The sequence below is a fragment of the Frankia sp. CcI49 genome (assembly GCF_001983215.1).
GTDB lineage: Bacteria > Actinomycetota > Actinomycetes > Frankiales > Frankiaceae > Parafrankia > Parafrankia irregularis.
In genome coordinates this window covers 143,279-156,792 of sequence record NZ_MOWP01000005.1, presented here as the reverse complement: position 1 = coordinate 156,792, position 13,514 = coordinate 143,279, and the positions used below count along the sequence as shown (strand labels likewise).

The 13,514-nt window shown below is 70.4% G+C and carries 12 protein-coding genes; 10 read left to right on the top strand and 2 right to left on the bottom strand.

All coding sequences use genetic code 11. From position 1 onward, the window contains the following. The first annotated feature begins 89 nt into the window (after positions 1-89). Positions 90-842: a GntR family transcriptional regulator gene (locus CcI49_RS03925; RefSeq protein ID WP_076824345.1), complete on the top strand. Its 753-nt coding sequence runs from the start codon at positions 90-92 to the stop codon at positions 840-842. Positions 843-931: 89 nt separating this feature from the next. On the opposite strand, the gene CcI49_RS03920 is transcribed toward CcI49_RS03925, so the two are convergent. Next, positions 932-1,996, bottom strand: coding sequence for an intradiol ring-cleavage dioxygenase (locus tag CcI49_RS03920; protein ID WP_076824446.1), 1,065 nt, complete (start codon positions 1,994-1,996; stop codon positions 932-934). A gap of 443 nt (positions 1,997-2,439) precedes the next feature. Here CcI49_RS03920 and CcI49_RS03915 point away from each other — a divergent pair, with 443 nt between their 5' ends. Further along, entirely contained in the window at positions 2,440-3,027 is a 588-nt protein-coding gene (locus CcI49_RS03915) for a DUF4333 domain-containing protein (RefSeq protein WP_054567400.1), read from the top strand. A gap of 116 nt (positions 3,028-3,143) precedes the next feature. Here CcI49_RS03915 and CcI49_RS03910 read toward each other — a convergent pair whose 3' ends face one another. Beyond that, the gene (locus tag CcI49_RS03910; protein ID WP_076824341.1) at positions 3,144-4,115 is read right to left on the bottom strand and encodes a phospholipid scramblase-related protein; all 972 of its coding nucleotides are present in this window, start codon (positions 4,113-4,115) and stop codon (positions 3,144-3,146) included. A 211-nt stretch (positions 4,116-4,326) separates the two neighbouring features. Between CcI49_RS03910 and CcI49_RS03905 the strand changes: the two genes are divergently transcribed. From CcI49_RS03905 to CcI49_RS03870, 8 genes are all read left to right on the top strand, one after another. Continuing rightward, positions 4,327-5,172 carry a carbon-nitrogen family hydrolase gene (locus CcI49_RS03905; RefSeq protein ID WP_076824444.1) on the top strand — a complete coding sequence of 282 codons (846 nt, stop codon included), beginning with the start codon at positions 4,327-4,329 and terminating at the stop codon, positions 5,170-5,172. 828 nt (positions 5,173-6,000) lie between these two features. Beyond that, entirely contained in the window at positions 6,001-7,395 is a 1,395-nt protein-coding gene (locus CcI49_RS03900) for an ABC transporter substrate-binding protein (RefSeq protein WP_076824340.1), read from the top strand. A gap of 3 nt (positions 7,396-7,398) precedes the next feature. Then, positions 7,399-9,522: an ABC transporter permease gene (locus CcI49_RS03895; protein ID WP_054567397.1), complete on the top strand. Its 2,124-nt coding sequence runs from the start codon at positions 7,399-7,401 to the stop codon at positions 9,520-9,522. Positions 9,523-9,526: 4 nt separating this feature from the next. Beyond that, positions 9,527-10,216: an ABC transporter ATP-binding protein gene (locus CcI49_RS03890; RefSeq protein WP_347280100.1), complete on the top strand. Its 690-nt coding sequence runs from the start codon at positions 9,527-9,529 to the stop codon at positions 10,214-10,216. Then, a complete protein-coding gene (locus CcI49_RS03885) occupies positions 10,213-10,959 on the top strand; it encodes an ABC transporter ATP-binding protein (protein WP_235497993.1) in 747 nt (248 codons plus the stop codon). Before CcI49_RS03890 ends, CcI49_RS03885 begins: the two co-directional genes overlap by 4 nt. Continuing rightward, a complete protein-coding gene (locus CcI49_RS03880) occupies positions 10,956-11,426 on the top strand; it encodes a hypothetical protein (RefSeq protein ID WP_054567394.1) in 471 nt (156 codons plus the stop codon). The genes CcI49_RS03885 and CcI49_RS03880 overlap by 4 nt, the downstream gene beginning before the upstream one ends. 336 nt (positions 11,427-11,762) lie before the next feature. Next, a complete protein-coding gene (locus CcI49_RS03875; protein ID WP_054567393.1) occupies positions 11,763-12,704 on the top strand; it encodes a M56 family metallopeptidase in 942 nt (313 codons plus the stop codon). A gap of 465 nt (positions 12,705-13,169) precedes the next feature. Beyond that, the gene (locus CcI49_RS03870; RefSeq protein WP_054567392.1) at positions 13,170-13,406 is read left to right on the top strand and encodes an MbtH family protein; all 237 of its coding nucleotides are present in this window, start codon (positions 13,170-13,172) and stop codon (positions 13,404-13,406) included. Positions 13,407-13,514 lie beyond the last annotated feature (108 nt).

Here is a 13,514-nt window from a genome sequence, read left to right as displayed (position 1 = left end):
ACCTGACCGACACCGCCGGGCGGCTTGTTGGTGCATGAAATCTGATATGAAATGGCATCCGTCCGCTTGCACGGGAGAGGGGGCGTCGCGTGGCGGCCTTGGACGGTATGGCGGCAGTGGGCGACCTCGGGGTCGGGACTGCTCGGACCACGCACCGGGATGTCATCGACCGGCTGCGGCGTGCGATCCTCATCGGCGTGCTGCCGGCCGGCACCCGGCTCGTCCAGGCGGACCTGGCGAGGCGGCTGCGGGTCAGCGTGACGCCGGTGCGGGAGGCGCTGCGGGACCTCGTCGGGGAGGGGCTCGTCGACTTCGACCCCTACCGGGGCGCCACCGTGCATTCACCGACGCTCGCCGAGCTCGAGGAGATCTACGAGATCCGCACCCGCCTGACCCCGCCGGCGGTGCAGGGCTCGGTCGACCGCGCCACGAACAGCGATCTCGCCGAGGCCGAGGCGCTGGGCGCCGCGATGGAGGCCACCAGCGACCCGGCCGAGTGGGTGGACCTCAACCGCAGGTTCCACGCGGTGCTGATCGCGCCGTGCCGGCGCGCCCACCTGCTGGAGATCCTGACCCGGATGTCCGATCTGTCGACGCTCTACGTCGGCGTCTCGCTCGACGGCGACAGCGGGCGGCGGGAACGCGGGGACCACGACCACCACGAACTGGTGAGCGCCTACCGGGCGCGTGATGTGGGCCGAGCGGTGACCGTCTCGCTCAAGCATGTGGCCGACACACTGGATGACGCGCGCGCCGCGCTGCTGCGCGGGCCCGCGCCCGCGCTCATGGGTGGCGAGCTGGACGGCGACGCCGGCGACCGGTCGTCAGGCCCCGATCTCTGACCAGCTGCCCGACGTCCCCCTGACCAGCCGCCCGACGTCCGACCTGCCGGTTGGGGCGATCCGGAGGACCGCCCCAGGACCCTGCGACCTCAGGCGCTCGGGGCCTGCCCGCCGGGCGCTCCCGACGGCGGCTGTCCGCCGGGCGCACCGTAGCCGGCCTGCCCTCCCTGCGCTCCCGAGGGGGGCTGTCCGCCGGGTGCGCCGTAGCCACCCGGCTGGCCGCCTCCTGCTCCGCCTTCTGCGCTGCCTTGGGAGCCGCCTCCCGCGGGGGCCTGGCCTCCGCCGCCCGCGGCCGTCGTCGTGTCGACGCCGGCGGTGAGCGAGACCTGGTAGCCCGCGGTGGCGCTGCCGGTCACGGTCCCGAGCTGGCGGGCAGCGGAGTCGTCACCGAAGACGTTGTCGTCGTCGAGGGTGACCTGGGCCAGATTGGTCACCGACTGCTCGTACCCGGCCTCGGTGTAGGCCGCGTCGCAGATCTCCTTCGGCAGCGCGACCTGTGAGGTGGCGATCGCCTTGGTGGAGTCCGTGATGGAGGACTGGTCGGGATACACCTCGAAGTGGATGTGCGGCCAGCGCCCGGAATAGCAGGCCGGGAAGATGCTCGTGAAGCGGACCACGCCGTTCTCGTCTGCCACCTGGACGCCGCGCAGATAGTTCTCGCCGGTGATTCCCTCGCTGTACAGCGAATACTTTCCGTCGCGGTCGCAGTGCCATACGTACACCGCCACTCCGGCGAACGGCGCGGCACTGTTGGCGAGGTCCGTGATCGTCAGCTCCAGCGTCATCGGGATTCCCTCGGCGGTCCCGCTGGCGTCACCGAAGCTGCTTCTGATGTCACTGCGGATGATGCCGTCCTGCTCCAGGACGTCGGGCCCGTTGGACCCGTCACCCGGATAGGGGCCGGCGGTCTCCTCCGGTATCTCCGCGCTGTCGGAGCTCGCCGCGGTGGCGCCGCCGGTGCCGGACGAGTCGGTCGATCCTCCGCAGGCGGCGAGTCCCGCTGCCGCGGCCCCCACACCCAGGAAGGTCAGCATCCGGCGCCGGTTCACCAGAACGCCGAGGCCGGCGGCGGTGTCCTGGTCGACAGCAGCCGCGGCGGGGCGCTGCGCCAGCCCCGGGAGTATCGGCCTTCTGGCGGGGTCGCGCTCCTGCATCATTACTCCACTTCGCATGTCGTCCGTCGGGCCGGGTCGGTCGTTCGTGTCCCGTCACCGGTGTCTGCCACCTCGAAGGGTGCCGGGCGCACCCGAGGTCGCGCTGTGCGCAGGCTGTGCGGTCGCTGTGAGCCTCGGTGCACGCGTGGCGGGCGGCCGGAATGCCCGCGCGCCCTGTCCATCCGGCAGCCGACAGCGAGGATGTCGGCTGCCGGTTTCCTTTTGCTGTTGTCGCAGTAGTGACATTGTTTTACCGGCTGAACCGCTCTTATCTCCTGCTACCTTGACGACGGGGCGCCGCGTGGGGGTCGCGGTCAAAAGTCCGCCCCGTTGGCGGCGAATTCTTCGACGGTTCGGTCCGGCGCATTCTGCGTGGGTGCCGGACCGGCGTATGCCGAAATCCATCCCGGTGGGAGTTTCGGCTGACTGGGAAGGGGACTGGAATGACTGGGAACATCCGGACCACTCGGCGTGGGGCGCGGTTCGCGGTGGTCGGTGGCGGCCTGCTGGCCGCACTGCTGCTGGTGGGCTGTGAGGGCTCGGTCTCCCTGGGCGGGCGCGAGGTGGCCTCGGGGGACGTCGAGCAGGAGATCGTCGCGAAGTTCGGTGCGCTGTTCCCGGGCCAGAATCCCGCTGTCGACTGCCCCGACTCGCTGCGGGCCGAGGTGGGCACGACGATGCAGTGCCAGCTGACAGATCCAGGGGATGGCACGAACTACCCGGTGAACGTCACCGTCAACACCGTCGACGGGGCGGACACGAAGTTCGGGCTCGACCTGGTCGGTCTGACGGCCGTCAGCGAGGAGGAGGTCGAACAGCAGATCACGACGAACTTCGGCAGCCAGTTCGACCGCACCGACCTCGCTGTCGACTGCCCGAGTGCGTTGCGGGCAAAGGCGGGAGCGACCCTGCAGTGCACGCTCACCGATCCGGCCGACTCCACCAGCTACCCGGTGAACGTCACGGTCGACGGTGTCGACGGTGACAGCACCAGCTTCAGTTTCGAGCTCGGCGACGCGAGGACCGCCTGAGGACCGCGTGAGGGCGACCGGAGGTTCGGTGCGCCGTGGTGGCGCGCCGAACCTCCGCGGGCGGCGAGGGCATCCGGAACAGGTCGGGATGAACCTGCTCCGCGGGGTGAACCTGCTTAGTTGAAGCCCCGGGAATCCTGCTTGAGCGCGGTGTCGATGGTCAGCGCGGAGGCGACGACCAGACTGAGCATCGGCTGGGGCAGTGGGCGGTGCAGCTGGACGACGTAGTTGTCCGCCGAGGTGAACAGGGTGCGGGCCAGGCCTTCCCAGGTCTTGGTCACCCGGGCGACCTCGGTGTCGGTCTGGTCGACGATGGAGAAGTTCCACGCCCGCCAGTTCTCGGCCTTGATCATGCCGACRCTCACGCCGTCGGCCTCCAGGCTGAACCGGATCTTGCCGAAGACGTTCTGCTGGGCGATGCGGCCGATCTCGCGGCCGTCCGGCAGCTCCACGATGACCTTTGACTTGAGCAGCTTCCTCGGCCGGGTGAGCACCAGCTGCGGAACTCCGGCGATGTCGCGCACCTCCAGCCGGTGGGTGAAGTACTGGTCGATCGACCCGACGAGCCGCACGGCCTTCTTCAGCGCGCTCTGGCCGACCTCCACGACCGAGCCGATCTGGGTTCCCTGCTGGTTGAAGACGGCGTACTCGTTGGTCAGCTCGATGAGCTTCGTCTTCTGGTTGACGACCAGGACGGGCTCGCTGAACAACGTGCCGCCGCCCTGCGCGGGCACGTGCACACCGGCACGCTCATGGACCTGCCGCTGGATCCGTTCCGGTGTGGCGCTGGTCTGGACGGGCGGAGGCTGGTAGCCCTGCGGCCCGCCCCAGCCACCCGGCGGCTGCTGCGCCGGAACCTGCTGGGCCGGCGGCTGCCCGTACGGCTGTTGCCCGTACTGCTGCTGGTACTGCTGCTGGACCGGCGCCTGGCCCGCCGGTGCGGTCCCCGGCCCGAGGGGTGCCGGTGCGGTGGCCTGCTGGTGCGGCGGCGACGCGGGCTGCGTGTGGCTGGTCCACGCGTTGCCGTCCCACCAGCGGGTGCCGGGTTCCCCTGATGGATCGTCGTACCAGCCGGGTGGTGTTGACATAGGCCCCACTTTGCCATCTCCGGTGTTTCCACCGGAACCGGCGATGCTGTCCGACTGATGACCGCAGGACTCGCCGGGCCGATCCGGGCCGCGGCGGTGCCCGGCGCCGGCGCGCTGTCGGCCGGTTGGGGCATCGACATAGGGTGTCGGCCGCGGAACGTGAGCGAACGGAGCCGATGTGGTCAGCACGGATCAGGCGAGCCCGCCGCCCCTGCGGGCCGTGCTCCTGCAGGTCGCCTCACCGGACGGGGAGAGCGCGCCAGTCAGGACGGAACGAATGCTGGCCGCGCTGGAGAGCCTCGATCCGGACGAGACGGATCTGGTCGTGTTGCCCGAGCTGTGGGCGACCGGTTACTTCCACTTCGACCGCTACGAGGCGGACGCCCAGCCGCTGGCCGGCCCGGCAGTCTCGGCGTTGCGTGCGATGGCCGCGCGGCGCGGCTTCCATCTCGTCGCCGGCAGCCTGGTCGAACGCGGCGAGAGCGGAGCGCTGCACAACACCACCGCGGTGATCGGGCCGGACGGCGGCCTCCGTGGCCGGTACCGGAAGATCCACCTGTTCGGATACCAGTCGGCGGAGGCGCGACTGCTCACCGCCGGCGACGAGGTGCTGGTGGCGGGCACGCCGTGGGGCGGCCTGGGTGTTGCCACCTGCTACGACCTTCGGTTCCCGGAGCTGTTCCGGCTGCTCGTCGACGGCGGCGCCGAACTGGTCGTGGTCGTGTCGGCCTGGCCGATGGCCCGCCTGGAGCACTGGGAGCTGCTGGTGCGGGCCAGAGCCGTCGAGAACCAGGTCTTCGTGGTCGCCTGCAACGCGGCCGGCAGCCATTCCGGTGTTGAGCTGGCCGGCACGAGCCTTGTCGTCGATCCGTGGGGTGTGGTCCTCGCCCGCGGTGACACCGCGGCGGGGATGCTGCGGGCGGAGCTCGACCCGGCACGGCTCGAGGCAGTCCGTGCCGAGTTCCCCGTCCTCACTCATCGTCGGCTTGCGGCCGTGCCCACGGGACACGCAACCACGCCCGCGGGCCAGCGGGCCGTGCCGATAGTGGAAACGTAGTTCTCGTACGCGAGAGCATTGATTCGGGTGGCTGGTGTGAGCTTCGTCACCACTGGTTGGTGTCACGGCCGGCCGGATGAGCTGCGCCGACTTCGCCTTGAGTAGCCGTTGACACCGCCGGGTTCGGGTGCATCTCCTGCGGCAGGCGTCCGGTCGATGGGTGCCGAGGGCGGCCGTCGGCGTAGCCCCGCGGAAGATTCCCCCGGAGCTCGCGCCGTCCGTGGTGGGGTGCGGACTCGCAGGTGGGTGGCCGGAATCCCAGCGGTGGCAGTCAAGATTGCCGCATTGTCGCCGGCACTCGGCGGGTCGGCCGCCAGCGTGGTTGATCGATGTCGCATTGGCGGGGTGTGGCTTGCCGAACGGCTAGCCCTCGGGTTGGTCGTGGCGGCCGGTGTGTGGGTGTGGTGGTGTCGGCACCTGCCGGCCGACCGGCAGGTGACTCTCCGGCTTTCTGTGCCCACGTAGGGTGCCTCTCTCCTGGGTGCTGGCCTGTCGGCACTACACGATTGGGGTTTGATTCTCGTGATGGGAGCCGATAGTTTCCTCACACCGAGAAGATCCCTTCCGGAAACCGCGAGCGATGCTCACGCCATGATCGAACCGCGTGGGCTGTCGTCGGACCTGCCCTGACCGACGACGCGAGATGGCGCGCTCGTGTGTCCCCGGTGCTGCTCGGCGGCTCCACCATGCCCAGCTCGACCGGACCCGACCGGACCCGACCAGACCGACCGTCACCGCCCGCGACGCCGCGCCCTGACGCGGCCTGGCCTGGGCTGGCGCGGTGCGGCGGTCTGCGGCCGTATCGGGATAGCAAGGAGGAGGAACTCCGTGAAACCGCGTAGAACTGTCGCGGCCATCGCCGCCGTTGCGGCGGTGTCCGTGTTCGCTGTCGGGTGCGGCCGGAGCGGGGGCGGCGAGTTAGGCGCCGAGGACGCGCCGGCCACCGAGGCCGCCTCCGCCGCGGCGGGCGACTTCGGCTCACTGAAGGACGTCTGCGGGCCTGGCGACGCGAAGAGCGCGTCCGCGCAGGGCGTCACGGCGAGCGAGATCAACGTCGGTGTCTTCAGCGATGTCGGTTTCACCAAGAACTCGGAGTTCGACGACGCCGCGAAGGTCTTCACCTCGTGGTGCAACGACGCGGGTGGCATCAACGGTCGCGAGATCGTCTACAACCTGCGCGACACGAAGATGCTCGAGGTCCGCCAGCGGATGATCGAGGCCTGTCGCGACGACTTCGCCATTGTGGGCGGCGGCGCCGCACTCGACTCCGGCGGCGTGGAGGAGCGGCTGAAGTGCCTGCTCCCGGACATCCCGGCGCAGACCAGCATGGTCGACAACATCGGTTCGGACCTGCAGATCGACGCGATCGGTGCCGGCCACTCGTACGCCCGCTACGTGGGCTATTACAAGTGGCTGATCACGGAGGCCCACCCGGACTCCGCGGGCGCGATCGGTTTCATCTCCGGTGACTCGCCGGTCACCAAGACCATCGGGGCCCAGAACGTCGAGGGGATGAAGGCGGTGGGCGGCACGGTCGTCTACGACGACCTGTACCCGGCCGTCGGCGTCTCCGACTGGACTCCCTACGCCCAGGCGATCAAGAGCAAGGGCGTCAAGGGCCTGGTCTTCCTGGGCGATTTCCGCAGCCTGGCGAAGCTGGAGCAGGTGCTGAAGTCGATCGACTACAAGCTCGACTGGATCGACGCGAACAGCAACGCCTACGGCTCGTCGTTCCAGGAGCTCGGCGGCGACGCGGTCGCCTTCCAGAACAACTACGCCGACCTCAGTGGCGTGGCGCCGCTGGAGGCGAAGGACGACATCCCCGCCCTCGAGCAGGTCGAGGAGCTGTACAAGAGGTACGCGCCGAAGGCCGACATCACCTTCCCGGCATTGCGCGCGTTCTCCTCGTGGTTGCTTTTCGCGAAGTCGGCCCAGGAGTGCGGTGACGACCTCACCCGCAAATGCCTCTACGACACCGCCCGCGAGCAGACCGACTGGACGGCCGGCGGCCTGCAGGCCGATGTGGACATCTCCGAGACGGATGCCCCGATCAAGTGCTTCGACGTCGTGCAGCTGAAGGCGGACGGCTGGGAGATCGCCGACTTCAAGCCCGACACCGATGACCTCTACCGGTGCGACGCGCCGGAGATCAAGTTCACCGGCGACTACGGGAAACCGCTCACTCTGGCCAGCGTCGGCAAGAGCCTGAGCGACTTCCAGTAAATTATGGAACAGTTCCTCACCTTCGGGATTGTGGGTCTGAGCACCGCCGCGATCTATGCCGTCATCGGCAGCGGTCTGGTGCTCACCTACACCACCACCGGCGTGTTCAACTTCGCGCACGGTGCGGCCGGCATGATGGCGGCGTTCGCGTACTGGCAGCTCACCGAGGGCTGGGGGCTGCCGGTACCGCTCGCGCTGATCCTTGTCCTTGCGGTGCTCGCGCCCGGCTTCGGCCTGCTGGTCGAACGCCTGGTGCTGCGCCCGGTGCAGGGCCTGGGCGACGCCGAACGGCTGGTGATGACCGTCGCGATGCTCAGCGGTCTGATCGCCGTCTCACGGTGGGTCTGGGACCCGAACGAGGCCCGGTCGCTGCCGAAGTTCTTCGAGAACGCGGACTCGATCGACCTCGGCCCCGCCACGATCACCTGGCATCAGGCGATCACCATGATCGTGGCGGTGGTGGTGGCCATCGGCCTGCGGGTCCTGCTCTACGGGACCCGCGTCGGTGCCGAGATGCGGGCGAGTGTCGACGACCGGGCCCTGGTCGGGCTCACCGGGGCGAACCCGGTGCGCGCGAACAAGGTCGCCTGGATCCTCGGCACCCAGCTGGCGGCCATCGGCGGCATCCTCATCGCCCCGGCGGTCACCCTGGACGCCGCCCAGCTGTCGCTGCTGATCGTCAGCGCCTACACGGCGGCGATCTTCGGCCGGCTGCGCAGCCTGCCGCTGACCTTCGTGGGCGCGATCGTGGTCGGCTGCCTGGAGAGCTATCTGACCGGCTACCTGCCACAGAACCAGTACCTGCCCGGTCTGCGGCTGGCGGCCCCCGCGCTGCTGTTGTTCCTGGCGCTGCTGGTGTTCCCGCACCGGCGGCTGCGGGGCCGGGACACCAAGGCACGCCCGGTGCCGGTGCCGTCGGTCCGTGGGACGCTGCTGTTCGCCGGTGCGATCGTGGTGTTCGGCCTCGTGCTCGCCTCGCTGCTCGGCGAGGGTGAGCTGATCACCTATGGGCAGATCTTCTCCTTCGGTGTGATCGCGCTGTCCTACATCCCCCTTGCGGGCTATGCGGGCCAGATCTCGCTGTGCCAGCTCAGCGTGGCCGGTGTCGGCGCGGCGGTCTGGGCCCATGCCGGCGGGCACGGGGAGCTGTGGGCGCTCGCGCTGGCCGTGGTGGTCTCCGGGGTGGTCGGTGCGTTGATCGCGCTGCCCGCGCTGCGGCTGTCCGGCGTGTACCTGGCGCTCGGCACGACCGCGTTCGCGTTCATCCTCGACCGGTGGATCTTCACGCTGCCCTCGTTCGAGATCGGAGGCCTGAAGATCTCGCTGTTCGACGGTGGGGCGGTCGACGTCGCCGGGCCGTCGCTGTTCGGCTGGCACCTCGACGACGGCTCCGAGCTGATGGTGTTCGCCGCCGTCTGGCTGGCGCTGGCGTCGATCGCGGTGATGGCGCTGCGGCGCGGTCGCTTCGGACGTCAGCTGATCGCCCTGCGCGACTCCGAGGCGGCGTACGCCACCCTCGGCGGCAACCTGCTGCTGGCCAAGATGGCGGTCTTCGCGCTCTCCGCGGGCATCGCCGGTCTGGGCGGTGCGCTCTACGGCATGCAGCAGCGTTCGGTCAGCGGCGACCAGTTCAGTTTCGTCGCGGGCCTGCCGCTGTACCTGGTGGCGGTCGTCGGTGGTCTCACCGTGGTCGGCAACGGCCTGTTCACCGGTCTGGCGCTGGGCGGCTCCTTCCCGGTGATCGCCGCCGCGGGGACCTTCGCGCAGAACCTCACCTCGCTCATGCCGGCCCTTGCCGGTCTCGGGCTCTCCAAGAACCCGGACGGGGCGGTTGCCGAGGTGCGCGGTGGCTACGAGGCGGTGGGCCGCAACAAGCCCGTTCTGGGGGTGCTCGGCATCGCGTTGGCGGCGCTGTGGGTGCTCCAGCTCCAGGACGTGCTGGACGGCTGGACGACCTTCTGGCTGGCGCTGCTCGCGCTGGTCGCGGCCCAGGTCATCGCGCAGGCCCTGGAAGGTCGGCAGGCCAGATCCACCGCATCGGACGTCCCCGTCGAATGGTGGGGCGTGCGTCGCGGGTGGCGCCGGGAGGACGAGGAGGTGCTGGCCCGTGGCATTGCTGGAGGTTAGGGATGTGACGGTCGCCTTCGGTGGGGTGCGTGCGCTCAGCGACGTCGCCATCTCCGTCGAGGGGGGCCGCATCACCGGCCTGATCGGCCCGAACGGGGCCGGGAAGAGCACGCTGTTCGACGTGATCTCCGGCCTGCGCCGGCCGTCGTCCGGGCAGGTGTTCATCGACGGTCACGAGGTCACCCGGCTGGGCCCCACCCGGCGTAGCCGGCATGGGCTGGCCCGCACGTTCCAGCGGCTGGAGCTGTTCGGTCGCCTCAGCGTGCGGGACAACCTGCTGGTCGCCGCCGAGCTCGGCGCGCACCGGCGCCAGGCCGCGGTGCTGGTCGACGAGATCCTCGACCGGGTCGGCCTGACCCGGCTCGCGGACGCCTCGGCCGACACCCTGTCGACCGGCGTCGCCCGCCTCGTCGAGGTCGCCCGGGCGCTCGCCGCCCGGCCGAAGCTGCTGCTGCTCGACGAGCCCGCCGCCGGCCAGGACCCCGAGGAGACCGAGCGCTTCGCCGAACTGCTGCGCTCGCTCGCCGCGGAGGGGACCACCGTGCTGATCGTCGAGCACGACATGGACCTGGTCATGAGCGTCTGCGACGACCTGCACGTGCTCGACCTGGGCAGGGTCATCGCCTCCGGGCGTCCCGAGGAGATCCGGCGCAACGAGCTCGTGCTCGCGGCCTACCTGGGGGATGCGGCATGACCGGTGTGAGCGGAGCGGGTGGGATGACGGCGCCGCAGCCGCCCCCGCTGCTCGAGCTGCGTGACGTCCGCGCCGCCTACGGCAGGATCACCGTGCTGCACGGGGTGAACCTGAGCGTGTCGGCCGGGCAGGTGGTCGCGCTGCTCGGCCCGAACGGTGCCGGCAAGACGACGTCGCTGAACGTCGCTGCCGGAACCCATCCGGCGCTGTCCGGCCAGCTGATGCTCGGCGGGCGGGACCTGACCGGGGCCAACCCGCGTGATCTGGCGCGGTCCGGCGTGTGCCTGATCCCCGAGGGCAGGGGTGTCTTCCCCAACCTGTCCGTCCGCGACAACCTGCTGATGATGACCTTCACCGGTCACTCCCGCGACGAGATCGAGACCATCGCGTTCGAACGGTTCCCGATCCTCGCGCAGCGGGCCAACCAGCCCGCCGGCAGCATGTCGGGCGGCGAGCAGCAGATGCTGGCGCTGGCCCGAGGCCTGGCCACCGACCCCGCCGTGCTGCTGCTCGACGAGCTGTCGATGGGGCTGGCCCCACTGGTCGTGGCCCGCCTCTACGAGCAGGTCGCCGAGATCGCCAGCCACGGCGTCGGCGTCCTGGTCGTGGAGCAGTTCGCCGCCGCGGTGCTCGGCATCGCCGACCACGCGGCGGTGCTGGTGCGGGGCCGCGTTCAACGGGAGGGCGCCCCCGACGAGCTGCGCGCCGAACTATCCGCCCTCTATCTGGGGAGTTCCACATGACGACTGACTCGCGCGCGGACCGCTTCGTCCGCGAGCTCGGGGAGTTGAAGATCCCCGACCCGGCGGCCGGCCGGCCGCAGCTGTGGGTGCGCCTGGGCGTGGTCTTGATGGTGGCGGGCGCGGCACTGGCCGTCACCTCCTACGCGATGTCACACGGCACCCGCGACCCGCTGGTCCAGCGGGACGCGATCACGCTGGGACTGGGAGGCGTCACCGCGGCTGTCGCCGGCGCGGCTCTGTTCCTGCGGTACTCCCTGACCGGCTTCCTGCGGTTCTGGATGGCGCGGCAGTCGTTCGACCTGGCCGTGCTCGGCGACCGGATCATCGATCCCGCCGCTGCCACGCCGGCGGTGGCTCCCGCCGCCGCGCCGCAGGCCGCCGCTCCCGCGGCCTCGGCTCCGGCGGCCCCGGCTCCCGTGGCCGCCGCTGGAGACAAGGCAGCTGCGAAGGAGACCGTCGCGTCCTGACGGCTGTCCGTCCGGAGAGCCGTCCGTTCTGAGAGCTCGCCGCCCTGACGGCTGTCCGTCCTGACAGCCGCGTCCGGACCGTCCGCCACCGGTGCCGGAGTACGCACCAGGCCCAGGCTCCGGGCATCCCCGACCACCCGTCGGGGATGCCCGGAGCCTTTTTTTCTGCGCCGTGGTCGGCCGGACTGCGCGCCAATGCCGGGATCCTCCGCAGCCGCCGTGAATGGACGGGGTATGGTCCAACCGGTAGCCGGGCAAGGCGGTTGTGTCGATTTCCCGGGTGCGTCGTCAGTCAGCACACGTGGTCGCAGGCGTCCCAGAGCCCGAGGAGTCCGGGTGTTCGACCATTTCGCCTTTTCCGTGGTGATCGCACCTCTGTTGGTCCTCGCTGGAACATGGGTGATCGCCGAGCGGATGAGGCCGGAACCGGCTGCCCGGGTGTTCGCCTGGTCCGCCCTGGTCGTGTCGGTCGCGAGCGCGGTCAACCTGGTCGCCTTCACGCTGAAGGCCCTCGCGGAGCTGCACTGGGTCGCGGGCATCGGAAGCTGGTCGGCCGCGATCGTGCGGGCGGACACGGCCCACGTTCCCTGGGTGACCGGCCTCGCGACGGTGTGGACGGCGGTGGGGCTCGCCGCCGTGGTCGTGGGCCGCAGTCGCTACCAGAGCTCGTTGCGCGCGGCCTGGGCGGCCGTCGACGGGCTGCCCGGCGAGGCCGAGATTACGATCATCGCCGACGACCGGGTGGAGGCCTTCGCGGTGCCGGCCCGGTCTGGGCGTACCGGGCGGGTCGTCGTCACCTCGGGCATGCGGCGCGCCGTCGACGACCGGCAGCTGAGCGCCGTGGTGGCCCATGAGCGGGCCCACCTGGCCGGCGGCCACCACCGGCTGACCTGGATGGTGCGTCTCGCGGCGCTGGGCCAGCCGCTGCTGTGGCCGATGGTCGCCAAGGTCGAGTACCTGGTCGAGCGGGCGGCGGACGAGGCGGCCGCCCACGAGGTGGGCGATCGTGACGACGTCGCGAGGGCGCTGGGCAGGGCCGCGGTCGCGGTCCTGGACGCCGAGGAGGACCGCGCCGGTCAGCGGCGGCGCCACCAGGGCCTGCTGGCGATGGGTTACCCGCCCAGCATGGTGCCGCGCCGGATGGCCGCCCTCGCGGCGCCCGCTGCCCGCCGGCGATGGCTGCTCGCCCTGCCGCTCGGCATCGCGACCGGCACCGTCGTGTGGACCTTCGAGTGTGCCTACGATCTGCACGAGCTGCTCGTCCACGCCGGAATGTAGCTCCCGGCCGCACGATTCACCGCTGCTGCATGACCACCGCTGCCGCCGGCCCCGAGGCCGGCGGCCTTTTTTGTGCGTACGTCGGACGGCCGTGTGCGTCAGGTCGGCACGGTCGGTAGCTTGACAAACCGAGCGATCGACTACAAGCTTGTAGGAGCTTAGTTAAGGCTTACCTAATCGGAACGGCTGCCGGCGACGGGAGGTGCCCAGCGCGACCTTCCCAGGCCTGCGCCGGGCCGTGTGGGCCCAGGTGGACCCACCGTTGGTGACCTGGCCGGATCGCGTGACGGATCGTCGGTAACCCCGGCGGCCGGACATCACCGGGTGGCGACCCTCGCTCTTTGTCTGTCGTGCCTGTTCTCCACTCGTGTGTTTTGTTTGCCATTCCTTCCTCGGTGTGCGCCGAAGAGGTCTTTTCTTCCTGCCCGAATTCAGCTGTCTCATGAGTGCGGAGGTCTTTCTGGCATGACCGGCAGCCCTTTCGACGACGAGAACGGCCAGTTCCTCGCCCTGCTCAACGACGAGGGACAGTTCTCGCTCTGGCCGTTGTTCGCGCAGGTCCCGGCGGGCTGGCGGGCCGTGCACGGGCCGGAGTCGAGGCAGGCCTGCCTCGACTACATCGAGGCGCAGTGGACGGACATGCGCCCCGCCAGCCTCATCGAGCGGACGCGGCGCGACCGCCCTGGCGGGGCCCCCGGCTGAGACCGCCAGGGCCGGCACCGCCCCTCTCGACGAGATGCCGCCCACCTCGATCAGAAAGATCACCGAGCGGACCTGGTGGCCCGCCTCGCAGGGCAAGGAGCGTCTCCG

Bases quoted from the DNA above. Each gene is read 5' to 3' on its own strand.
- CcI49_RS03880 (WP_054567394.1), top strand. From the start codon at position 10,956: ATGACGACTGACTCGCGCGCGGACCGCTTCGTCCGCGAGCTCGGGGAG.
- CcI49_RS03885 (WP_235497993.1), top strand. From the start codon at position 10,213: ATGACCGGTGTGAGCGGAGCGGGTGGGATGACGGCGCCGCAGCCGCCC.
- CcI49_RS03920 (WP_076824446.1), bottom strand. From the start codon at position 1,996: ATGCAGGAGCGCGACCCCGCCAGAAGGCCGATACTCCCGGGGCTGGCG.
- CcI49_RS03915 (WP_054567400.1), top strand. From the start codon at position 2,440: ATGACTGGGAACATCCGGACCACTCGGCGTGGGGCGCGGTTCGCGGTG.
- CcI49_RS03870 (WP_054567392.1), top strand. From the start codon at position 13,170: ATGACCGGCAGCCCTTTCGACGACGAGAACGGCCAGTTCCTCGCCCTG.
- CcI49_RS03895 (WP_054567397.1), top strand. From the start codon at position 7,399: ATGGAACAGTTCCTCACCTTCGGGATTGTGGGTCTGAGCACCGCCGCG.